The organism is Leifsonia sp. NPDC102414 (genome assembly GCF_044765685.1).
Classification (GTDB): Bacteria; Actinomycetota; Actinomycetes; order Actinomycetales; family Microbacteriaceae; genus Leifsonia.
This window is the reverse complement of the sequence record NZ_JBIWKN010000004.1, coordinates 225,663-245,840: the sequence shown is the minus strand read 5'-3', so window position 1 is coordinate 245,840 and position 20,178 is coordinate 225,663. Positions and strand designations below refer to the sequence as shown.

Sequence of the window (20,178 nt, the reverse complement as noted above, 5' to 3'; positions counted from 1 at the left end):
CCCCGACCCGCTATGACTCCACAGACTTCTCCCTCCCCCAGCACAGCGCCCACCAGAATCCACCAACCGCATCCCGTTCGACAACATCCGGCGTCCCCCCAACGGCTCACCGTCCGTCCCGCCATCGCTGTCCGGCCGGCCGGGCACCCGCCGTTCGCAGGCAGGGCGGCCCGCCGCTACGCCGGCCTCGACGGGCTGCGCGCTCTCGCCGTCGCCGCCGTGCTCGTCTACCACCTGTTCCCCGGCATCCTGCCCGGAGGTTTCATCGGCGTCGACATCTTCTTCGTGGTGAGCGGGTTCCTCATCACCAGTCTGCTGATGCGCGAACGCTCCAGCACAGGATGGATCGACCTGCGCAGCTTCTGGGTGCGAAGGGCGCGACGCCTCGTGCCAGCGATCGTGGTGCTCGTCGTCGTCTGCTCCGCCGTCGCACTGGCCGTGGGCGGCGACGTGCTCGTCGGGCTGCCGAGGCAGATCCTCGGAGCGGCGACGTTCAGCGCCAACTGGCTGTCGATCGCTGCGGACAGCAGCTACTTCGCCCAGGATGCACCTGAGCTGTACCGCAATCTCTGGTCGCTGGCGGTCGAGGAGCAGTTCTACCTCGTCTGGCCGCTCGTCATCCTGGCCATCGCGCTGCTGCGGCAGTGGTGGGCACGGCTCGCGGTGGTCTCGCTCGTCGCTTTGGCATCCGCCGTCGCGATGTTCGCCGAGTACCCGGCAGGGGGCGACCCCACCCGCGTGTACTTCGGCTCTGACACCCACAGCTTCGGGCTGGCGATCGGCGCAGCGCTCGCCATCCTGATCGCCCGCGCTAGGCCGCTCGACCTCGATGCAGGCGAGACGGCGATGCAGGTGTTCGTCCGGCGCTGGCTGCCACCGCTCGGCGCGCTCTCCTTCACCGGGTTGGTCGTGGCGTGTGTGCTGCTGCGCGACGACGCGGCCTTCACCTACCGCGGCGGCCTGGTGCTGGTGAGCGTCCTCAGCGCGTTCGCGATCTGGGCGGCGGTCGCGCCCGGCGCACGGCTCGGCCGCGTCCTCGACGCGCGTCCGCTCCAGGCCGTCGGCGCGCGCTCGTACGGGCTGTACCTCTGGCACTGGCCGGTCTTCGTGCTCGTCTGCGCCGTCGTTCCGAACGAGCACGACCCCGTGATGGCGCCCATCGTCGGGTTTGGCGCCCTGGCCATCGCGTCCGCCGCCGCCTTCCTCTCCTACCGCTGGGTGGAGCAGCCGATCCGCAGGCACGGGATGCGCGGCGTCCTCGCCGCCGCCCGCATCCGGATGCGCGCATCCCGCGCCGCACGCGCTGGGGGCATCGCGGTCGCGAGCGCGGCAGCGCTGCTCTCGGTCGCGACCGTCGCCGCGATGATCGTCGCGCCGTCCGCCACCGGAGCACAGCGCCTCATCGAGAGCGGCGCAGCGTCGCTCGGCGGTCAAAGCCCCGGCGCGCGGCCGAACGCGGGAGGGGCGGTCCCTCACGACCGTCCGCACCTGCGCATCCCTCCCGACCCGCAGCCTGTCGCCACCGGCGCCGACATCTCGGCGTTCGGCGACTCGGTGATGCTCGCATCTGCACCGGCACTGCAGGAGCGCTACCCCGGCATCCGGATCGACGCGGTGGTGTCCCGCCAGATGAGCGCCGCACCCGCCTTGGTCCGCGCCGCTGCTGCTGCGGGCGAGCTCCGCCCCGTCGTGCTGGTCGGTCTCGGCACGAACGGCTCGATCGGTGAGGACACCCTCGGCGCACTCACCGACGCGATCGGTCCGAGCAGGAAGCTCGTCCTCGTCACCGTGCAGGCGCCGCGCTCCTGGACAGACGGGGTCAACACCACCATCGCCGGTTTCGCCGCCGCTCACCCGAAGCAGGTCGCGATCGCACCCTGGCGAGAGGACATCGCCGGCCACCTCGACCTTCTCGCCGACGACCAGATCCACCCCGGCCACCGCGGTGGCCTCGTCTACGCGGACGCACTCAGGGACGCACTACTGAAGCTGGCAGCCAACTCCCCCGTCCGCGTCGCCGATCCGTGGGACAAGGCGGGCCCGCGCCCCCAGTGAGCCACGGGATCGCAGGGACTCAGTACACCCGCACCAGGCTGAGCTCGGCGTTCGTGCGGACGAAGCCCATCCCGGTGTACAGGCCGAGCGCGCCGGACGGGTTCTCCGCATCCACCGACAGCGTCACCTTCTCCCAGCCGAGCGCTTTGCACGACTCCATCGCCCTGCCGAGCAGCGCCGGCGCGATCCGCTTGCCACGCGCGCTGCGGATGGTGCCGACCATGCCGATGTATGCACCGGTGAACCCTTGCGTCTCCCAGTCGCCCTCGTTCACCTGGTTCAGCACGAAGCCGACGACCTCGTCGCCGTCCAGCGCGAGGAACGAGATGTCCGGCCGGAAGGTGCCGCCGATCCATGCGGTCCACTGCTCCTCGCTCATCGGTTGGCTGGACCAGTGGTCGCGGAACGAGTCGTTGTGCGCCACAAGGGTCGCGGCCGTGAGCTCCTCCCGGAAGGGGACGATCCGGATGCCGTCCGCCGGCTCGACCTCGGGGATCGCGTCGGCGAGATCGCGCTCCAGCTCGAAGAAGTACCGCGCGGTCTCGAACCCGTCGCGGTGGAACAGCCGTGCTGCGTCCTCCGCGCGCTCGTCCGCGTACGCCATGATCCACGCGGGGAGCCTCTTCTCCGACGCGGCGAGCTTCTGCTCTGCGCGCGCCCTCGACCAGGCCAGGAGCTCCCGACCGATGCCGCGGCCGCGCAGCTCGGGATGCACGCCGCCCTCCAGGAACACGCGCACCAGCGATTCTTGCAGCGGAGGCATCGTGGTGACCCCGACGGCGACGAGTGCGCCGTCCAGCCCGAACCCGAGAAGCGTGTCCTCCGTGAGCTCGACGAACGAATAGTCGAACAGCTCCTGCACCTCGTCGCGGGTGTGCAGCCACTCCGGGTGGTCCACCGCATCCATCGCCCGCTGCGCCTCGGTCACCGCGTCCACGTCCGCCTGCGTTGCGGGGCGCCACTCGGCGATCAGTGGATGCGTCGGGGTGTGCGGCTGGGGAGCGGTCACGCGCTCGTTCACGGGCAGGAGGTCGTCGTGGTGGTCGGCCATGCCCCAAGCCTAACGACAGGGCCGGAGAACGACGAAGGCCCCGCATCCAGTGGATGCGGGGCCTTCGGGAACCGTGAGAGGTTACGCCTTCTCGGCCTCGGCCTCTGCGGTGGTCTCCTCCGGGGTGACCTCTGCGTCGGCGGTGGTCTCCTCGACGACCTCGGCCTCCGCGGCCTCGGTCTCGGCGGAAGCGGACTCGGCCGGAGCCTCGTCGGCGGCCGGAGCAGCCTTCGGAGCAGCAGCCTTCGCCGACTTGGTCGACTTCACCTTCGGGGTGACGGGCTCGAGAACGAGCTCGATCTGCACCATCGAAGCGTTGTCGCCCTTGCGGAAGCCCAGCTTGGTGATGCGGGTGTATCCGCCGTCACGCTCGGCGACCAGCGGAGCGATCTCGGTGAACAGCTCGTGCACCACGCCCTTGTCGTGGATGGTGGCGAGCACGCGACGGCGAGCGTGCAGGTCGCCGCGCTTCGCGAACGTGATGAGACGCTCGGCGATCGGACGCAGGCGCTTGGCCTTGGTCTCGGTCGTCTTGATGCTCTTGTGGGTGAACAGCGCAGCGGCCAGGTTGGCGAGCATCAGGCGCTCGTGCGCGGGGCCGCCTCCGAGGCGGGGGCCCTTGGTGGGCTTAGGCATGATCGGTTATCTCCAGGTGTGAAAAGTCAAAAGGCGTCGTCGGAAGACAAGCCTCAGATGGTGGTCTCGTCTTCTTCGTAGCCGCTGTAGAAGTGGGCGCCGTCGAAGCCGGGGACCGAGTCCTTGAGCGAAAGGCCCATCTCGGTCAGCTTGTCCTTGACCTCATCCACCGACTTCTGACCGAAGTTGCGGATGTTCATCAGCTGCGTCTCCGAGAGCGAGACGAGCTCGCTCACGGTGTTGATGCCTTCGCGCTTGAGGCAGTTGTACGAGCGGACCGACAGGTCGAGGTCCTCGATCGGCATCGACAGCTCGGAGCTGAGGACGGCGTCTACCGGCGCCGGGCCGATCTCGATGCCCTCTGCTGCGGTGTTGAGCTCGCGGGCCAGACCGAACAGCTCGGTCAGCGTGCGACCGGCCGAAGCGATGGCGTCGCGCGGGCTGATCGCCGGCTTGGTCTCGACGTCGACCACGAGGCGGTCGAAGTCGGTGCGCTCACCGGCACGAGTCGCCTCGACGCGGTAGGTGACCTTGAGGACCGGGGAGTAGATCGAGTCGATCGGGATCTGACCGGCTTCGCTGTACTCGTTGCGGTTCTGGGTCGCGGACACGTAGCCACGGCCACGCTCGATGGTCAGCTCGACCTCGAACTTCGCCTTGTCGTTGAGCGTCGCGATGACCAGCTCGGGGTTGTGGATCTCCACACCGGCCGGAGCCGAGATGTCCGCAGCGGTGACCTGGCCGGAGCCGGTCTTGCGGAGGTAGGCCGTGATCGGCTCGTCGTGCTCGCTGGAGACGACGAGTCCCTTGATGTTCAGGATGATCTCGGTGACGTCTTCCTTGACACCCGGGACCGTGCTGAACTCGTGCAGCACGCCGTCGATGCGGATGCTGGTGACAGCCGCGCCGGGGATCGAGGAAAGGAGGGTGCGGCGAAGCGAGTTGCCGAGCGTGTAACCGAAACCGGGCTCCAGGGGCTCGATCACGAACCGCGAGCGGAACTCGGAAATGTTCTCTTCGGCGAGCGTAGGACGCTGTGCAATGAGCACTGTTGATTCCTTTCGGCTAAGTGTCCGCTATATGACACTTGCGTTAGTGGGTATTGAGTTGTCGCGGACAATCGGCGACGACCGCAGCGCGGCCGCCGCCGATTGCGGCGGAAGAGAACTACTTAGACGCGGCGACGCTTGGGCGGGCGGCAACCGTTGTGCGCCTGCGGGGTGACGTCGTTGATCGAGCCGACCTCGAGGCCGGCGGCCTGGAGCGAACGGATCGCGGTCTCGCGACCGGAGCCCGGTCCCTTGACGAAGACGTCGACCTTCTTCATGCCGTGCTCCTGCGCCTGACGCGCAGCGGACTCGGCGGCGAGCTGAGCGGCGAACGGGGTCGACTTGCGCGAACCCTTGAAGCCGACGCCGCCGGACGATGCCCAGCTGATCACCGCACCGGTGGTGTCGGTGATCGAAACGATGGTGTTGTTGAACGTCGACTTGATGTGGGCCTGGCCCACGGCGATGTTCTTCTTCTCTTTCTTGCGCGGCTTGCGAACGGCCGACTTGGGTGCTGCCATGATTTCTCCTGAATCCTATGGGCGAGGCTGCTGGCTAAGGCCTAGCGAGCCTTCTTCTTGCCGGCCACGGTGCGCTTCGGGCCCTTACGGGTGCGAGCGTTGGTCTTGGTGCGCTGACCGCGGACCGGGAGGCCCTTGCGGTGGCGGATTCCCTCGTAGCTGCCGATCTCGACCTTGCGGCGGATGTCTGCCGCGACCTCGCGGCGGAGGTCACCCTCGACCTTGAAGTTGCCTTCGATGTAGTCGCGGAGGGCGACGAGCTGGTCGTCGGACAGATCCTTGACGCGGATGTTTCCGTCGATTGCGGTGTCGGCGAGGGTCTTCAGAGCCCGCGTGCGGCCGACGCCGTAGATGTAAGTGAGTGCGACTTCCACGCGCTTCTCGCGCGGGATGTCAACGCCTGCTAGACGTGCCATTGTGGCTTCTCCTGTGAGTGAGTGGAGGTCTGCAGCAGTTCCGGTGCCCCGGCCTCCAACCGGGGGTGTCCCCCGCGACGCTCACGCGTCACGGGATCTGGAACTGCCATATTTCGATATTGAGTTATGGGTGGCCGGCGGGAGAGCATCCCACCGGCCGGAACCGCGATTAACCCTGGCGCTGCTTGTGGCGCGGGTTCTCGCAGATGACCATGACCCGGCCGTTACGACGGATGACCTTGCACTTGTCGCAGATCTTCTTGACGGAGGGCTTGACCTTCATATTTCTTTACCTTTGTTCGCTGTCCTCGTACCTCGTCAGGGGCTACCCGGTGACGAGGCCGTTACTTACAGCAGACCTTTACTTGTAGCGGTAGACGATCCGGCCACGGGTCAGGTCGTATGGACTCAGCTCCACGATCACGCGGTCCTCGGGGAGGATGCGGATGTAGTGCTGGCGCATTTTGCCGGAGATGTGGGCGAGGACCTTGTGACCGTTGGTCAACTCAACGCGGAACATCGCGTTGGGAAGAGCCTCGATCACGGATCCTTCGATCTCGATGACGCCGTCTTTTTTGGCCATAGCCTCACTGTCGCTAAAAGTCGTGGTTTGCTGGTCGTGCGTTGATTGTGGTGACGGCACGCAAGAAACGTGCCTAAGACACCAAGGATCAATCTTATGGGATTGTCTGGCGTTTCGCCAATCCTTGTGTATGATCTGCGCACGCTCTCCGCGAACGAGCAGGTCGGACCGGGAATCCCAGGGAGATCACGCGATCGGGGCCGGGGTGATTCCGAACGGCGCGAGGCCCTTCGCTCCCCCGTCCGCCGCGGTCAGCACCCAGATGCCGTCCTTGTGCACGGCGACGCTGTGCTCCCAGTGCGCAGCGGACGATCCGTCCTCGGTGGCGACGGTCCAGCCGTCGTCCTTCACGTACGTCTCCGGGTCGCCGAGGACGACCATCGGCTCGATCGCGACGACGAGTCCCGGCTTCACCTCCGGCCCCTTGGCGCGGACGCGGTAGTTGAACACCGGAGGCTCCTCGTGCATTCTGCGCCCGATGCCGTGTCCGATGTAGTCCGTCAGGATTCCGTATGCGCCCTGCGAGAGGATGTGGTCCTCGACCGCTTCGCCGACTTCGTTGAGATGCGTCGCCGTCGCGAGCCTGGCGATACCGTGCCAGAGCGACTGCTCCGTGACGTCGGAGAGCTTCTGCCGCTCGGCGACGAGTTCCGGCCGTGCTGGGTCGGGGAGCACGAAGCTCCGCGCCGAGTCGCCGTTCCACCCGTCGAGGATCGCGCCGCTGTCGATCGACACGATGTCGCCCGGCTGCAGGATGCGCGCTCCAGGGATGCCGTGCACGACTTCGTCGTTCACCGACGAGCAGATCGTGTGATGGTAGCCGTGCTCGAGCTTGAAGTTGGGCTTGCCGCCCGCGGCCACGATGGCCTGTTCAGCCACCTCGTCGAGCTGGAGTGTCGTGACCCCGGCGACCAGCGCATCCCGGACGGCGTCGAGCGACGCAGCCGTCGCGAGCCCGGGGGGCACCATCAGCCGGAGCTGCGCAGGCGACTTGTAGATCGAACGCTTGAAGACCAACGGAGCCTAGGCCACGGACTGGTCGCGCTCGGCGAGAGGGCGGATGCCCCGCTCGGCCAGCGCAGAAGTGATGCGTGCCGCGACCTCGTCCATGTCGCCGAGGCCGTCGACCTCGACGAGCAGACCGCGCTGACGGTAGACGTCGATCAGCGGAGACGTCTCACGGACGTAGACCTCCTGGCGGTGCCGGATGGCTTCCTCCGAGTCGTCCGCCCGGCCCTGCTCCTGCGCCCGCTTGGTGAGGCGGGCGACGATCTCGTCCTGGTCCGCAACGAGCTGGATGACAGCGTCGAGCTTCTGCCCGTTCTTCTCCAGCAGCTCGTCCAGGTATGCCACCTGGTCGAGCGTGCGCGGGTAGCCGTCCAGGAGGAAGCCGCCGGCTGCGTCGTCCTCCGCGATGCGGTTCGTGACGAGCTCGTTGGTCAGGCTGTCAGGAACGTAATCGCCTGCGTCGACGATCGCCTTGACCTGCAGGCCGAGCGGCGTCTCGTTCTTGATGTTGGCCCGGAAGATGTCGCCCGTGGAGATGTCGGGGATCCCGTATGCGGTGGTGATGCGCGAGGCCTGAGTGCCTTTGCCCGCTCCGGGAGGTCCGACGATCAGCATACGGGTCAACGCAGAAGCCCTTCGTAGTGCCGCTGCTGGAGCTGGGAGTCGATCTGCTTGACCGTCTCCAATCCGACACCGACGATGATCAGGATGGATGTGCCGCCGAACATGAAGTTCTGGCTGGCTCCGATTATCGCGAAGGCTACCAGAGGAATCAGTGCGACGAGTCCCAGATAGATCGACCCTGGCAGCGTGACGCGGGTGAGCACGTAGTCGAGGTACTCGGCCGTCGGGCGACCGGCGCGGATGCCGGGGATGAAGCCGCCGTACTTCTTCATGTTGTCCGCGACTTCTTCCGGGTTGAACGTGATGGCCACGTAGAAGTACGTGAAGCCGACGATCAGCAGGAAGTAGAGCAGCATGTAGAGCGGGTGGTCGCCCTTGGTGAGGTAGTTCGTGATCCAGGTGACCCAGGGTGCAGGCGCCTTGCCGGCGGCCGGCTGGTTGAACTGGGCGATCAGCGCCGGCAGGTAGAGCAGCGACGACGCGAAGATCACAGGCACGACGCCGGCCATGTTGACCTTGATCGGGATGTACGTGTTGTTGCCACCGTACGTCCGCCTACCGACCATACGTTTGGCGTACTGCACGGGGATGCGCCGCTGCGACTGCTCGACGAACACGACGGCCATCACGATCAGCAATCCGATCGCGATCACGATCAGCAGCGTCTCGATGCTCTGCGACTGGGCGATGGCCCACAGCGAGCTCGGGAACTGGGCAGCGATCGAGGTGAAGATGAGGAGCGACATGCCGTTGCCGATGCCGCGCTCTGTGACGAGCTCGCCCATCCACATGATGAGACCCGTACCGGCTGTCATGGTGATGACCATGAGCATGATCGCGTACCAGGAGTCGTCCGTGATGAGCTGCGTGCACTGCGAGACGGCGGTGGTGCCGAAGAGTGCGCCGCTGCGGGCGACGGTGATCAGCGTGGTCGACTGGAGGACGCCGAGTGCGATCGTGAGGTAACGCGTGTACTGCGTGAGCTTGGCCTGACCGGCCTGACCCTCCTTGTAGAGGGTTTCGAAGCGCGGAATGACCACGCGCAACAGCTGCACGATGATCGACGCGGTGATGTACGGCATGATGCCGAGCGCGAAGATCGAGAGTTTGAGGAGCGCGCCACCCGAGAACAGGTTGACGAGCGAGTAGAGACCAGAAGTGTCCTGGTTGGCGTTGAGACAGGTCTGCACATTGCCGAAGTCGACGAACGGCGCCGGGATGAACGAGCCAAGGCGGAACAGGGCGATGACGCCCAAGGTGAAGGCGATCTTCCGGCGAAGATCTGGTGTGCGGAAGATCCGCGCAACGGCGCTAAACAAAAGTGCGTCCTGCTTTCCTGTAAGGAGTCAGCCGGGTGACCGGAGAAATACCGGTCACCCGACTGTACAGCTTTACGGTGTGGCTACTTGACCGAGCCACCCGCGGCGACGATCTTCTGCTCTGCAGAGCCGGAGACCTTGTCGACCGCAACGTTCAGCTTAACCGCAATGTCCCCGTTGCCGAGAACCTTGACCTTCTCGTTCTTGCGAACGGCGCCCTTGGCGACGAGGTCGGTGACGGTGACGTCACCACCCGACGGGTAGAGCTCGGCGAGCTTCTCCAGGTTCACGACCTGGTACTCGACGCGGAACGGGTTCTTGAAGCCGCGAAGCTTCGGGGCACGCATGTGGAACGGCAGCTGGCCACCCTGGAAACCGGGGCGGACAGAGTAACGAGCCTTCGTACCCTTGGTACCGCGGCCAGCCGTCTTACCCTTGGAACCTTCACCGCGTCCGACGCGGGTCCTGTCCTTCTTGGATCCGGCGGCGGGGCGCAGGTGGTGGACCTTGAGCACGTGCTCGCGGGTCTCAGCGGGCGCAGCCTTCTTGGCAGGGGCCTTCGCGGCCGGCTTGTCAGCCTTGGCGACGGTCTCGTCCTTCGAAGCGGCGGCAGCCTTGGCAGGAGCCTTGTCGGCAGCGGCCTTGGCGGGAGCCTTCTTCTCGGCGGCGGGCTTGTCGGCAGCGGCCTTCGCCGGAGCCTTCTTGGCCGGAGCCTTGTCGGCGGCGGCCTTGGCAGCCGGCGCCTTCTTCTCAGCGGCCTTCTTCTCAGCGGCCGGCTTGGCGGCAGCCTTGGTGGTTGCTTCCTTTTCGTCAGCCATTAGTCAATCTCCTCGACCTTGACAAGGTGAGCGACGGTGTTGACGTACCCGCGGTTCTGCGAGTTGTCCTCGCGAACGACGACGTCACCGATGCGCTTGAGTCCCAGGCTGCGAAGGGTGTCGCGCTGGTTCTGCTTCTCACTTACTTTGGACTTGATCTGCGTGATCTTCAGACGCGCAGCCATCAGGCACCTGCCTTCGCGGTCGCGGCGGCCTCGGCCGCCTGGGCCTCGGCACGCAGCAGGCGAGCCGGAGCCACCTGGTCGTAGTCGAGTCCGCGGCGAGCGGCAACGGCACGAGGCTCCTCGAGCTGCTGCAGCGCCTCGACGGTCGCGTGCACGATGTTGATCGTGTTGGACGAACCGAGCGACTTGCTCAGGACGTCGTGGATACCGGCGCACTCGAGGACGGCGCGGACAGGACCACCGGCGATAACACCGGTACCTGCTGCGGCGGGGCGCAGGAGCACCACACCGGCGGCTGCCTCACCCTGCACAGGGTGCGGGATGGTGTTGCCGACGCGCGGGACGCGGAAGAAGTTCTTCTTCGCTTCCTCGACACCCTTCGAGATCGCCAGCGGGACCTCGCGCGCCTTGCCGTAGCCGACACCGACCAGACCGTTGCCGTCTCCGACGACGACGAGGGCGGTGAAGCTGAAGCGACGCCCACCCTTGACGACCTTCGAGACGCGGTTGATGGTCACAACGCGCTCGAGGAACTGGCTCTTGTCCTGGTCGCGGCTGCCGCGATCACGGTTGGGGTTGCGCTCGCGACCACCACGGCGGGCCTCGCGGGGCTCGCTCTGGGTGTTGGTGGTCGATGCCGCAGTCTCAACCGGCGCCTGGGCGTCGGTCGTCTGCTCAGAGGCCACGGTCTGCTCCTTGTTGTTCTGTTCGTCGCTCACAGGTTCAATCCACCCTCTCGAGCTCCTTCGGCGACAGCTGCGACGCGACCCGCGTACTTGCTGCCACCACGGTCGAATACGACGGCGTCGACGCCAGCGCTCTTGGCGCGCTCGGCGACGAGCTCGCCAACCTTGCGTGCCTTGGCGGTCTTGTCACCGTCGAAGCTGCGGAGGTCCGCCTCCATCGTCGATGCCGACGCGAGGGTGTGACCCTTGCTGTCGTCGACGACCTGCACGAAGACGTGACGGGCCGAACGGTTGACGACCAGGCGCGGACGGAGAGCGGTGCCCTCGACCTTCTTGCGAAGACGCGCGTGACGGCGGCCGCGTGCAGCGGACTTGCTCTTTCCTCTGGTTCCGAGAGCCATGGTTACTTACCAGCCTTTCCGGCCTTGCGGCGGACAACCTCGCCGGCGTAGCGCACACCCTTGCCCTTGTAAGGCTCGGGCTTGCGGATCTTACGGATGTTGGCGGCGACCTCACCGACGGCCTGCTTGTCGATTCCGCTGACCGTGAGCTTGTTGTTGCCCTCGACCGTGAACGTGATGCCCGCGGGCGGCTCGACGTTGACCGGGTGCGAGAAGCCGAGAGCGAACTCGACGCCCGCGCCCTTCTGCGCAACGCGGTAACCGGTGCCGACGATCTCGAGTCCCTTGGAGTAACCCTCGGTGACGCCGATGATCTGGTTGTTGATCAGGGTGCGGGTCAGGCCGTGGAGCGAACGCGATGCGCGCTCGTCGTCCGGACGGGTGACGAGCACCTGTCCCTCTTCCAGCTTGACCTCGATCGGGCTGGCGACGGTGAGGCTGAGCTCACCCTTCGGGCCCTTGACGGTGACGGCCTGGCCGTCGATCTTCACATCGACCCCTGCAGGGATGTCGATGGGCAGTCTTCCAATACGCGACATGACGAACTACCACACGTAGGCGAGGACTTCCCCACCCACGCCCTTCTTCTCAGCCTGACGGTCGGTGAGCAGACCGGAGGAGGTGGACAGGATGGCGACGCCGAGGCCGCCGAGCACCTTGGGGATCTCGGTGGACTTCGCGTAAACGCGGAGTCCGGGCTTCGAGACGCGCTTGATGCCGGCGATGGAGCGCTCGCGGTTCGGTCCGAACTTCAGACCGAGTGTGAGGGTCTGGCCGACGCGTGCGTCGCTGACCTCCCAGCTCGCGATGTAACCCTCGGACTTGAGGATGTCGGCGATGTGCGCCTTGAGCTTCGAGTGCGGCATGGACACGGTGTCGTGGTGCGCCGAGTTCGCGTTGCGCAGTCTGGTCAGCATGTCTGCGACCGGATCTGTCATTGTCATTGCGGTGTTTCCTTTGTTCACCAGGTTTCGTTCAACCGTTACACGACTGACGACCTGTGGTGGAAGCGGGCCGGCCGGATCGGCCGGCCCGACAGGGTGAGGACTAGTTCGCTGCCTCGTTGGAACGGAAGGGGAAGCCGAGCTGCTTGAGCAGCGCGCGGCCCTCTTCGTCGTTCTTCGCGGTGGTCACCACAGTGATGTCCATTCCGCGAACGCGGTCGATCCTGTCCTGGTCGATCTCGTGGAACATAGCCTGCTCCGTGAGACCGAAGGTGTAGTTGCCCGTTCCGTCGAACTGCTTGTCCGACAGACCGCGGAAGTCGCGGATACGGGGAAGTGCAAGCGAGAGCAGGCGGTCGAGGAACTCCCACATGCGGTCGCCGCGCAGCGTGACGTGCGCGCCGATCGGCTGACCCTCGCGCAGCTTGAACTGCGCGATGGACTTGCGGGCCTTGGTGACCTGCGGCTTCTGACCGGTGATCTTGGTGAGGTCTGCGACCGCACCATCAATGACCTTGCCGTCGCGAGCAGCCTCGCCGACGCCCATGTTGACGACGATCTTCACGAGACCCGGCACCTGGTGCGGGTTGGTGAAGCCGAGGTCCTTGGACAGCTGAGCTGCGATCTCGTTCTTGTACTTCTGCTTGAGACGCGGCTGGATTTTGCCAGCAGCGGTTGCAGTGTCGGTCATTACAGGTCCTTACCTGACTTCTTGGCGTAACGAACGCGGACCGTCTTGCTGACGCCGTCCTTCGTGACAGTCTCGTTGCGGAAGCCGACGCGGGTCGGCTTCTTGGTCTCGGGGTCGACGAGAGCCACGTTGGAGACGTGGATCGGAGCCTCGTGCGTCTCGATGCCGCCGGTCTTCGTGCCACGCTGCGTCTGACCGACGCGCACGTGCTTGGTGACGAAGTTGACGCCCTCGACGATCACGCGGTTCTTCTCGACGAGAACCTCGATCACGCGACCCTGCTTGCCCTTGTCGCCTCCGCGCGCCTGCGACGCACCCGAGATGACCTGGACCAGGTCGCCCTTCTTGATGTTCGCCATCTGTTACAGCACCTCCGGAGCCAGCGAGATGATCTTCATGAACTTCTTGTCGCGGAGTTCGCGACCGACCGGTCCGAAGATGCGGGTACCGCGGGGGTCCCCGTCGTTCTTCAAGATCACTGCGGCGTTCTCATCGAACTTGATGTATGAGCCGTCCGGGCGGCGGGTGTTCTTCACCACGCGCACGATGACAGCCTTGACGACGTCGCCCTTCTTGACGTTGCCGCCGGGGATCGCGTCCTTGACCGTGGCGACGATCGTGTCGCCCAGGCCGGCGTAACGACGACCGGAGCCACCGAGAACACGAATCGTGAGGAGCTCCTTGGCGCCGGTGTTGTCGGCGACCTTGACTCGGGATTCCTGCTGAATCACTTGGCCTTCTCCAGAATCTCAACCAGGCGCCACCGCTTGGAGGCGCTCAGCGGACGGGTCTCGTTGATGAGAACGAGGTCGCCGATGCCGGCGCTGTTGCTCTCATCGTGCGCCTTCACCTTGGAGGTGCGGCGGATGACCTTGCCGTACAGGGGGTGCTTCACGCGGTCTTCGACCTCGACGACGATGGTCTTGTCCATCTTGTCGCTGACGACGTAACCGCGACGGGCCTTGCGGTACCCACGGACGAGGGCCTCGTCGGCCGCCGACTCCGCGGCCGCAGCCTTGGTGGTCTCAGCCATTACTTGGCCTCCTCAGTCTCAGTCTCGGCGGTCTCGGCGGCAGGAGCCGCCTTCTTCGCCTTGGTCTTCTTCTCCGCCTTCGCGTCGGCGACCTCGGCGGGGGCCGGGGTGGGCCTGATGCCGAGCTCACGCTCACGGATGACGGTGTAGATACGAGCGATGTCGCGCTTCACGGCGCGCAGGCGGCCGTGGCTCTCGAGCTGGCCGGTGGCCGACTGGAAGCGCAGGTTGAACAGCTCTTCCTTGGCCTTCTTCAGCTCGTCGACGAGACGCTCGTCTTCGAAAGTGTCGAGCTCCGCGGATGCGAGCTCCTTGGATCCGATCGCCATTACGCGTCGCCCTCCTCGCGCTTGATGATGCGTGCCTTGAGGGGCAGCTTGTGAATTGCACGGGTCATGGCCTCGCGAGCGAGTTCCTCGCTAACACCAGAGACCTCGAAGAGGACTCGACCCGGCTTGACGTTGGCGACCCACCACTCCGGCGAACCCTTACCGGAACCCATGCGGGTTTCGGCCGGCTTCTTCGTGAGCGGACGGTCGGGGTAGATGTTGATCCACACCTTGCCACCACGCTTGATGTGACGGGTCATCGCGATACGAGCGGACTCGATCTGACGGTTCGTCACATACGCGGGGGTCAGGGCCTGGATACCGAACTCGCCGAAGGAGACCTTCGTGCCACCAGTGGCCTGGCCGGAACGGCCAGGGTGGTGCTGCTTGCGGTGCTTGACTCTACGTGGGATCAACATGGTTATGCCTCAACTCCTGCTGCGGCCGGCGCAGTCTCGGCAGGGGCGCTGGTGCGCCCGCCGCGACGCGGACGGTCGTTACGCTCACGCGACGGCTTGGTGTTCGCCTGCTCGCGAGCGAGTTCCTTGTTCGTGATGTCGCCCTTGTAGATCCACACCTTGACACCGATGCGACCGAACGTGGTCTTGGCCTCGTAGAAGCCGTAGTCGATGTTGGCGCGGAGCGTGTGCAGCGGCACACGACCCTCGCGGTAGAACTCCGAGCGGCTCATCTCAGCGCCGCCGAGACGGCCGGACACCTGGATGCGGACACCCTTGGCGCCTGCGCGCTGGGCTCCCTGCAGACCCTTGCGCATCGCGCGGCGGAACGCCACGCGTGCGGAGAGCTGCTCTGCGATGCCCTGAGCGACGAGCTGAGCGTCGGCCTCGGGGTTCTTGACCTCGAGGATGTTCAGCTGGATCTGCTTGCCCGTGAGCTTCTCGAGGTCGGCGCGGATGCGCTCGGCCTCTGCACCACGGCGACCGATCACGATGCCCGGGCGGGCGGTGTGAATGTCGACGCGGACGCGGTCACGGGTGCGCTCGATCTCGATGCGCGAAACGCCCGCGCGGTCGAGCGACGTCTGCAGCAGACGACGGATCTTGACGTCCTCGGCGAGGTAGTCGCTGTAACGCTGACCCGGCTTGGTGCTGTCCGAGAACCACCGCGACACGTGGTCGGTGGTGATGCCCAGACGGAAGCCGTATGGATTGACTTTCTGACCCATTACTTGCTCGCCTTCTTCGTAGCCTTGGCAGCTGCGGCCTCATCCGGCGTCGCGAGGACGATCGTGATGTGGCTGGTGCGCTTGTTGATGCGGAAGGCTCGGCCCTGTGCACGCGGCTGGAAGCGCTTGAGGGTCGTGCCCTCGTCAACGAATGCGCTGCTCACGTACAGGTCCTGCTCGTCCAGATAGGTGTTCGACTGGTCGGCCTTGACTCGCGCGTTGGCGATCGCCGAGGCGACGAGCTTGTACACCGGCTCGCTCGCACCCTGCGGGGCGAACTTCAGGATGGCCAGGGCCTCCTGTGCCTGCTTGCCGCGAATCAGGTTGACGACGCGACGAGCCTTCTGGGGGGTCACGCGGATGTGTCGCACGCGTGCGATCGACTCCACCATTTCTCTCCTCCTTACGTCACCGCGTTAGCGGCGACGACCCTTCTTGTCGTCCTTCACGTGTCCACGGAAGGTGCGGGTGGGAGCAAACTCACCGAGCTTGTGCCCAACCATGGTCTCGGTGACGAACACCGGGATGTGCTTGCGACCGTCGTGCACCGCGATGGTGTGACCCAGCATGGCCGGGACGATCATCGAGCGGCGCGACCAGGTCTTGATCACGTTCTTGCTGTTGGCCTCGTTCGCGGCGACAACCTTGCGAAGCAGGTGGTCGTCGACGAAGGGGCCCTTTTTGAGACTGCGTGGCATCTTCTACTCCTACTTACGCTTCTTGCCGACAGTACGACGACGCACGATGAGCTTGTCGCTTTCCTTGTTCGGGTGGCGGGTGCGGCCTTCCTTCTGACCCCACGGGCTGACCGGGTGACGACCACCGGAGGTCTTGCCCTCACCACCACCGTGCGGGTGGTCGATCGGGTTCATCGCGACACCGCGAACGGTCGGGCGGACGCCCTTCCAGCGCATGCGGCCTGCCTTGCCCCAGTTGATGTTCGACTGCTCGGCGTTGCCGACCTCGCCGATCGTCGCGCGGCAGCGTGCATCCACGTTGCGGATCTCACCGGACGGCAGACGGAGCTGCGCGTACGGGCCGTCCTTGGCGACGAGACGCACGGATGCGCCGGCCGAACGGGCAAGCTTTGCGCCACCGCCCGGCTTGAGCTCGATCGCGTGGATCACGGTACCGGTGGGGATGTTGCGCAGCGGCAGGTTGTTGCCGGGCTTGATGTCCGCGCCTGCACCCGACTCGACGATGTCGCCCTGCGACAGCTTGTTCGGGGCCAGGATGTAGCGCTTGGTGCCGTCCACGAAGTGGAGCAGCGCGATACGCGCGGTGCGGTTGGGGTCGTACTCGATGTGAGCGACCTTGGCGTTCACGCCGTCCTTGTCGTTACGACGGAAGTCGATGACGCGGTACTGGCGCTTGTGGCCACCACCGATGTGACGGGTGGTGATGCGACCCTGGTTGTTGCGGCCACCGGTCTTCGACAGCGGACGGAGCAGCGACTTCTCAGGCGTCGAGCGAGTGATCTCGGCGAAGTCGGCAACGCTCGAACCGCGACGACCGGGGGTCGTGGGCTTGTACTTACGAATAGCCATTGTCTGTTTTCCTCTAGATCCCGGCCTTAGCCAACTGCCGTGAAGATGTCGATGGAACCGGACTTCAGCGTGACGATGGCACGCTTGGTGTCCTTGCGCTTGCCGGTGCCGAACTTGGTGCGACGGGTCTTGCCCTGACGGTTCAGGGTGTTGATCGACGCGACCTGGACCTTGAAGATGCTCTCGATGGCGAGCTTGATCTCGGTCTTGTTCGAACGCGGGTCGACGAGGAAGGTGTACTTGCCCTCGTCGATCAGGCCGTAGCTCTTCTCAGAGACGACCGGGGCGATGATGATGTCGCGCGGGTCCTTGTTGACGGCCATTACGCGTTCACCTCTTCCTTGTTGGACTTCGAAGCGATGAAGCCTTCGAGCGCACCCTTGGTGAAGACGATGTCGTCACTGACGAGCACGTCGTATGCGTTCAGCTGGTCGAAGGTCAGCGTGTGGACGGTGGGAAGGTTGCGGACGCTCTTGAGGCTCACCGCGTCGTCGCGCTCGAGCACGATGAGGACGTGCTTCGAGGTGGCGACGGTGGAGAGGTACTCGGCGACGGCCTTGGTCGACGGGGTCTCGCCGAGGGCGAGCGACTCGACGGCGTGCAGGCGGCTTCCGCGGGCGCGGTCCGAGAGAGCACCGAGCAGAGCAGCGGCGATCATCTTCTTGGGGGTGCGCTGCGCGTAGCTGCGGGGCACTGGTCCGTGGACGATGCCACCACCGGTCATCTGAGGGGCGCGGATCGAGCCCTGACGAGCGCGACCGGTTCCCTTCTGCTTGAACGGCTTGCGACCGGCACCGGAGACCTCACCACGACGCTTGGTCTTGTGAGTTCCCTGACGTGCGGCAGCGAGCTGCGCGACGACGACCTGGTGGATCAGCGGGATGTTGGTCTGGACGTCGAAGAGCTCGGCGGGAAGCTCGACAGAGCCCGCCTTCTTGCCCTTGACATCGAGAACGTCAATCGAGGTAGCCATACGACTAGGCCCCCTTCACTGCGTTGCGGACGAAAACGATGCGGCCACGAGCACCGGGAACGGCGCCCTTGACCAGCAGGAGGCCCTTCTCTGCGTCGACGGCCTGGACCTTGAGGTTCAGGACGGTAACGCGCTCGCCACCCATGCGACCGGCCATGCGCATGCCCTTGAAGACACGGCTCGGGGTCGAGGAGGCGCCGATGGAACCCGGCTTGCGGTGGTTGCGGTGCGCACCGTGCGAAGCGGAGACACCCTTGAAGTTGTGGCGCTTCATGACACCGGCGAAGCCCTTACCCTTCGACGTTCCGACGACGTCGACCAGCTGGCCGGCCTCGAAGGTCGCGTCGACGGTGAGCTCCTGGCCGGCCGAGTACTCGGCGGCGTCCGCGGTGCGGACCTCGGTGAGGTGACGGCGCGGCGTGACGCCGGCCTTGTCGAAGTGGCCTGCGGACGGCTTGTTGACCTTGCGCGGGTCGATCTGGCCGTACGCGATCTGGACGGCGTTGTAGCCATCGACCTCTGGGGTGCGGACCTGGGTCACGACGTTCGGCGTGATCTCGATGACGGTCACGGGGATGAGCTTGTTGTTCTCATCCCAGACCTGGGTCATTCCGAGCTTCTTGCCGAGGAGGCCACGGGAGGTCTTGGTTTCGATGTTCGACATGGCACTCCCCCTTAGAGCTTGATCTCGATGTTGACGTCGGCGGGCAGGTCGAGACGCATGAGCGAGTCGACGGCCTTCGGCGTCGGGTCGATGATGTCGATCAGCCGCTTGTGCGTGCGCATTTCGAAGTGCTCGCGGCTGTCCTTGTACTTGTGGGGAGAACGGATGACACACACCACGTTCTTCTCGGTGGGAAGGGGCACTGGGCCGACGACGGTAGCGCCTGCACGGGTAACCGTGTCGACGATCTTGCGCGCCGAGGTGTCGATGACCTCGTGGTCATACGACTTAAGCCGAATGCGGATCTTCTGTCCCGCCATGTCTGACTCACTCTCTTGTTATGGCGTCGTACGAGACCGGCTCCCGAGAGAACCTGCCTCGCATTGGACGCGGATGCGACGAACGCTTGTTGGGGAACGCCACTATTCTTCTGTCAACTCACCGACCCCCGCGCTCGGGCGTGTCACCCGCGCCGAGGACATGGGTGACCCCTTGTCCTCGTGGTTGTCGATTAAGCTTTGCTCTTCTACCCGCGGCCTAACCATCTTCCGCACACGGTCTGACGACCTCGCGGTGGGCTATGCACTGCCTGGCAGTGATCCGTTCGGAGCACACGTGAGCGCGCTCGTTCCGAAATGTTGAACTAGACAAGTTTGCCAGACTCTCGCCCAAGCTGCAACCCGGGCGTGTCGCGGGCGCGTCGCCGAGTACGTCGCAGCCTGATTCAGTGCCCTCCAGCGCGCACGATCACGTCGACGGCGAGCACGACGACGGCGATCCCGACCAGCAGATCGGTCCACGTCGCGAGCGATTCCTGGGCGTTCTTGCCCTTCTTCGGCAGGTGCATGATCCCGGCGATCAGCAGGAAGAGGCCTCCCGCGATCCCGGCCGGCAGCGCCCATCCAGGCACGAGCGCCAGGAGCCCTGCGGCGCCCATCCCCACGTTGGCCATGCCGAGCTCGCGCGTGAGCTGCTTCTCCTGCACACTCGGAGCCGTTGCCCCGAGGATCTCGGTGGTCGGCCCCTTGCCGGAGACCTGGGCGATGCCCGCGACGAGCAGCCGCGTTCCGACGCCCCAGAACACCCACCACTTGCCGAAGACGAAGACGGGGTCTCCCCCGGCCACCGCGAGCTCGATCGCGCCGGAAACGATCGGCAACGCGATCGTCTGCGCGATGACGAGAACGAAGTAGCCCATGGACATGACTGTAGCGCCGTGGAGAGCCTCCCCGAACGCAAGGAGCGGGGCCCGGCTGTGCGCCGGAGCCCCGCTCGGGTGACGCCTCGCGCCGTCACCCCGTGCTAGTGCCAATGGGACCGCTTACGCGACTCCCGAACTTTCCGTCCGAATGCCTGTCTGCGGGTTGGCCTGGTTTGCGAGGTCATGGATATCCATACGCTCTCCCTTCATCGACGGAACCGTCCGGTTGAAACGGTGTCCTCATTCTGCGCTTCGGCC

32 protein-coding genes are annotated in these 20,178 nt (G+C 65.5%); 1 reads left to right on the top strand and 31 read right to left on the bottom strand.

The genetic code is table 11. The features are described 5' to 3' along the window. Positions 1–12 precede the first annotated feature (12 nt). Positions 13–2,055, top strand: coding sequence for an acyltransferase family protein (locus ACIRCZ_RS16550; protein ID WP_402854911.1), 2,043 nt, complete (start codon positions 13–15; stop codon positions 2,053–2,055). A 19-nt stretch (positions 2,056–2,074) separates the two neighbouring features. Here ACIRCZ_RS16550 and ACIRCZ_RS16545 read toward each other — a convergent pair whose 3' ends face one another. From ACIRCZ_RS16545 to ACIRCZ_RS16395, 31 genes are all read right to left on the bottom strand, one after another. Continuing rightward, positions 2,075–3,106, bottom strand: a complete 1,032-nt coding sequence (locus ACIRCZ_RS16545) for a GNAT family N-acetyltransferase (protein WP_402854909.1) — start codon at positions 3,104–3,106, stop codon at positions 2,075–2,077. 81 nt (positions 3,107–3,187) lie between these two features. Beyond that, entirely contained in the window at positions 3,188–3,742 is a 555-nt protein-coding gene (gene rplQ / locus ACIRCZ_RS16540; protein ID WP_402854907.1) for a 50S ribosomal protein L17, read from the bottom strand. A gap of 53 nt (positions 3,743–3,795) precedes the next feature. Further along, a complete protein-coding gene (locus ACIRCZ_RS16535) occupies positions 3,796–4,791 on the bottom strand; it encodes a DNA-directed RNA polymerase subunit alpha (protein WP_055894825.1) in 996 nt (331 codons plus the stop codon). Positions 4,792–4,913: 122 nt separating this feature from the next. Further along, on the bottom strand, positions 4,914–5,312 hold the full coding sequence (gene rpsK / locus ACIRCZ_RS16530; protein ID WP_055821293.1) for a 30S ribosomal protein S11: 399 nt from the start codon (positions 5,310–5,312) through the stop codon (positions 4,914–4,916). Positions 5,313–5,353: 41 nt separating this feature from the next. Further along, on the bottom strand, positions 5,354–5,728 hold the full coding sequence (gene rpsM, locus ACIRCZ_RS16525) for a 30S ribosomal protein S13 (protein ID WP_055894822.1): 375 nt from the start codon (positions 5,726–5,728) through the stop codon (positions 5,354–5,356). A 169-nt stretch (positions 5,729–5,897) separates the two neighbouring features. Beyond that, a complete protein-coding gene (gene rpmJ / locus ACIRCZ_RS16520) occupies positions 5,898–6,011 on the bottom strand; it encodes a 50S ribosomal protein L36 (RefSeq protein ID WP_021759549.1) in 114 nt (37 codons plus the stop codon). 78 nt (positions 6,012–6,089) lie between these two features. Next, the gene (gene infA / locus ACIRCZ_RS16515) at positions 6,090–6,311 is read right to left on the bottom strand and encodes a translation initiation factor IF-1 (RefSeq protein ID WP_011186713.1); all 222 of its coding nucleotides are present in this window, start codon (positions 6,309–6,311) and stop codon (positions 6,090–6,092) included. 186 nt (positions 6,312–6,497) lie between these two features. Further along, the gene (gene map, locus ACIRCZ_RS16510; RefSeq protein WP_235500463.1) at positions 6,498–7,328 is read right to left on the bottom strand and encodes a type I methionyl aminopeptidase; all 831 of its coding nucleotides are present in this window, start codon (positions 7,326–7,328) and stop codon (positions 6,498–6,500) included. 6 nt (positions 7,329–7,334) lie between these two features. Further along, positions 7,335–7,943 carry an adenylate kinase gene (locus tag ACIRCZ_RS16505; RefSeq protein WP_200949623.1) on the bottom strand — a complete coding sequence of 203 codons (609 nt, stop codon included), beginning with the start codon at positions 7,941–7,943 and terminating at the stop codon, positions 7,335–7,337. Continuing rightward, positions 7,940–9,262 (bottom strand): preprotein translocase subunit SecY, encoded by a 1,323-nt coding sequence (gene secY / locus ACIRCZ_RS16500; RefSeq protein WP_055894817.1) that lies wholly within the window; start codon positions 9,260–9,262, stop codon positions 7,940–7,942. Before secY ends, ACIRCZ_RS16505 begins: the two co-directional genes overlap by 4 nt. An 83-nt stretch (positions 9,263–9,345) precedes the next feature. Beyond that, positions 9,346–10,080 (bottom strand): 50S ribosomal protein L15, encoded by a 735-nt coding sequence (gene rplO, locus ACIRCZ_RS16495; protein ID WP_082581391.1) that lies wholly within the window; start codon positions 10,078–10,080, stop codon positions 9,346–9,348. Then, positions 10,080–10,265, bottom strand: coding sequence for a 50S ribosomal protein L30 (gene rpmD / locus ACIRCZ_RS16490; protein WP_055894815.1), 186 nt, complete (start codon positions 10,263–10,265; stop codon positions 10,080–10,082). The genes rplO and rpmD overlap by 1 nt, the downstream gene beginning before the upstream one ends. Then, positions 10,265–10,984, bottom strand: a complete 720-nt coding sequence (gene rpsE / locus ACIRCZ_RS16485; RefSeq protein WP_082581390.1) for a 30S ribosomal protein S5 — start codon at positions 10,982–10,984, stop codon at positions 10,265–10,267. Before rpsE ends, rpmD begins: the two co-directional genes overlap by 1 nt. Then, on the bottom strand, positions 10,981–11,352 hold the full coding sequence (gene rplR, locus ACIRCZ_RS16480) for a 50S ribosomal protein L18 (protein ID WP_055894813.1): 372 nt from the start codon (positions 11,350–11,352) through the stop codon (positions 10,981–10,983). Before rplR ends, rpsE begins: the two co-directional genes overlap by 4 nt. A gap of 2 nt (positions 11,353–11,354) precedes the next feature. Continuing rightward, positions 11,355–11,891, bottom strand: a complete 537-nt coding sequence (gene rplF / locus ACIRCZ_RS16475; protein WP_055894811.1) for a 50S ribosomal protein L6 — start codon at positions 11,889–11,891, stop codon at positions 11,355–11,357. Positions 11,892–11,897: 6 nt separating this feature from the next. Beyond that, the gene (rpsH, locus tag ACIRCZ_RS16470; protein ID WP_055894808.1) at positions 11,898–12,296 is read right to left on the bottom strand and encodes a 30S ribosomal protein S8; all 399 of its coding nucleotides are present in this window, start codon (positions 12,294–12,296) and stop codon (positions 11,898–11,900) included. A gap of 103 nt (positions 12,297–12,399) precedes the next feature. After that, positions 12,400–12,987, bottom strand: a complete 588-nt coding sequence (gene rplE, locus ACIRCZ_RS16465; protein ID WP_055894806.1) for a 50S ribosomal protein L5 — start codon at positions 12,985–12,987, stop codon at positions 12,400–12,402. Continuing rightward, complete coding sequence (rplX, locus tag ACIRCZ_RS16460) at positions 12,987–13,346, bottom strand: 50S ribosomal protein L24 (RefSeq protein ID WP_055894802.1); 360 nt, start codon at positions 13,344–13,346, stop codon at positions 12,987–12,989. Before rplX ends, rplE begins: the two co-directional genes overlap by 1 nt. A gap of 3 nt (positions 13,347–13,349) precedes the next feature. After that, positions 13,350–13,718: a 50S ribosomal protein L14 gene (rplN, locus tag ACIRCZ_RS16455; protein ID WP_055894798.1), complete on the bottom strand. Its 369-nt coding sequence runs from the start codon at positions 13,716–13,718 to the stop codon at positions 13,350–13,352. Continuing rightward, complete coding sequence (rpsQ, locus tag ACIRCZ_RS16450) at positions 13,715–14,020, bottom strand: 30S ribosomal protein S17 (protein WP_055894793.1); 306 nt, start codon at positions 14,018–14,020, stop codon at positions 13,715–13,717. The genes rplN and rpsQ overlap by 4 nt, the downstream gene beginning before the upstream one ends. Beyond that, entirely contained in the window at positions 14,020–14,349 is a 330-nt protein-coding gene (gene rpmC / locus ACIRCZ_RS16445; protein WP_402854893.1) for a 50S ribosomal protein L29, read from the bottom strand. Before rpmC ends, rpsQ begins: the two co-directional genes overlap by 1 nt. Next, a complete protein-coding gene (rplP, locus tag ACIRCZ_RS16440) occupies positions 14,349–14,768 on the bottom strand; it encodes a 50S ribosomal protein L16 (protein WP_055894786.1) in 420 nt (139 codons plus the stop codon). The genes rpmC and rplP overlap by 1 nt, the downstream gene beginning before the upstream one ends. A gap of 2 nt (positions 14,769–14,770) precedes the next feature. After that, a complete protein-coding gene (gene rpsC, locus ACIRCZ_RS16435; protein WP_055894781.1) occupies positions 14,771–15,535 on the bottom strand; it encodes a 30S ribosomal protein S3 in 765 nt (254 codons plus the stop codon). After that, positions 15,535–15,927, bottom strand: a complete 393-nt coding sequence (gene rplV, locus ACIRCZ_RS16430; RefSeq protein WP_055894778.1) for a 50S ribosomal protein L22 — start codon at positions 15,925–15,927, stop codon at positions 15,535–15,537. The genes rpsC and rplV overlap by 1 nt, the downstream gene beginning before the upstream one ends. Before the next feature lie 24 nt (positions 15,928–15,951). After that, a complete protein-coding gene (gene rpsS / locus ACIRCZ_RS16425) occupies positions 15,952–16,233 on the bottom strand; it encodes a 30S ribosomal protein S19 (RefSeq protein ID WP_055894775.1) in 282 nt (93 codons plus the stop codon). A gap of 9 nt (positions 16,234–16,242) precedes the next feature. Then, positions 16,243–17,082: a 50S ribosomal protein L2 gene (gene rplB / locus ACIRCZ_RS16420; protein WP_055894771.1), complete on the bottom strand. Its 840-nt coding sequence runs from the start codon at positions 17,080–17,082 to the stop codon at positions 16,243–16,245. 26 nt (positions 17,083–17,108) lie between these two features. Next, positions 17,109–17,405 (bottom strand): 50S ribosomal protein L23, encoded by a 297-nt coding sequence (rplW, locus tag ACIRCZ_RS16415; protein ID WP_055894767.1) that lies wholly within the window; start codon positions 17,403–17,405, stop codon positions 17,109–17,111. Next, a complete protein-coding gene (gene rplD, locus ACIRCZ_RS16410; protein WP_055894764.1) occupies positions 17,405–18,055 on the bottom strand; it encodes a 50S ribosomal protein L4 in 651 nt (216 codons plus the stop codon). Before rplD ends, rplW begins: the two co-directional genes overlap by 1 nt. 4 nt (positions 18,056–18,059) lie before the next feature. Then, entirely contained in the window at positions 18,060–18,719 is a 660-nt protein-coding gene (gene rplC, locus ACIRCZ_RS16405; RefSeq protein ID WP_055894761.1) for a 50S ribosomal protein L3, read from the bottom strand. An 11-nt stretch (positions 18,720–18,730) separates the two neighbouring features. Then, entirely contained in the window at positions 18,731–19,039 is a 309-nt protein-coding gene (gene rpsJ, locus ACIRCZ_RS16400) for a 30S ribosomal protein S10 (RefSeq protein WP_005050520.1), read from the bottom strand. Positions 19,040–19,443: 404 nt separating this feature from the next. Continuing rightward, the gene (locus tag ACIRCZ_RS16395; RefSeq protein ID WP_402854887.1) at positions 19,444–19,917 is read right to left on the bottom strand and encodes a hypothetical protein; all 474 of its coding nucleotides are present in this window, start codon (positions 19,915–19,917) and stop codon (positions 19,444–19,446) included. Positions 19,918–20,178 lie beyond the last annotated feature (261 nt).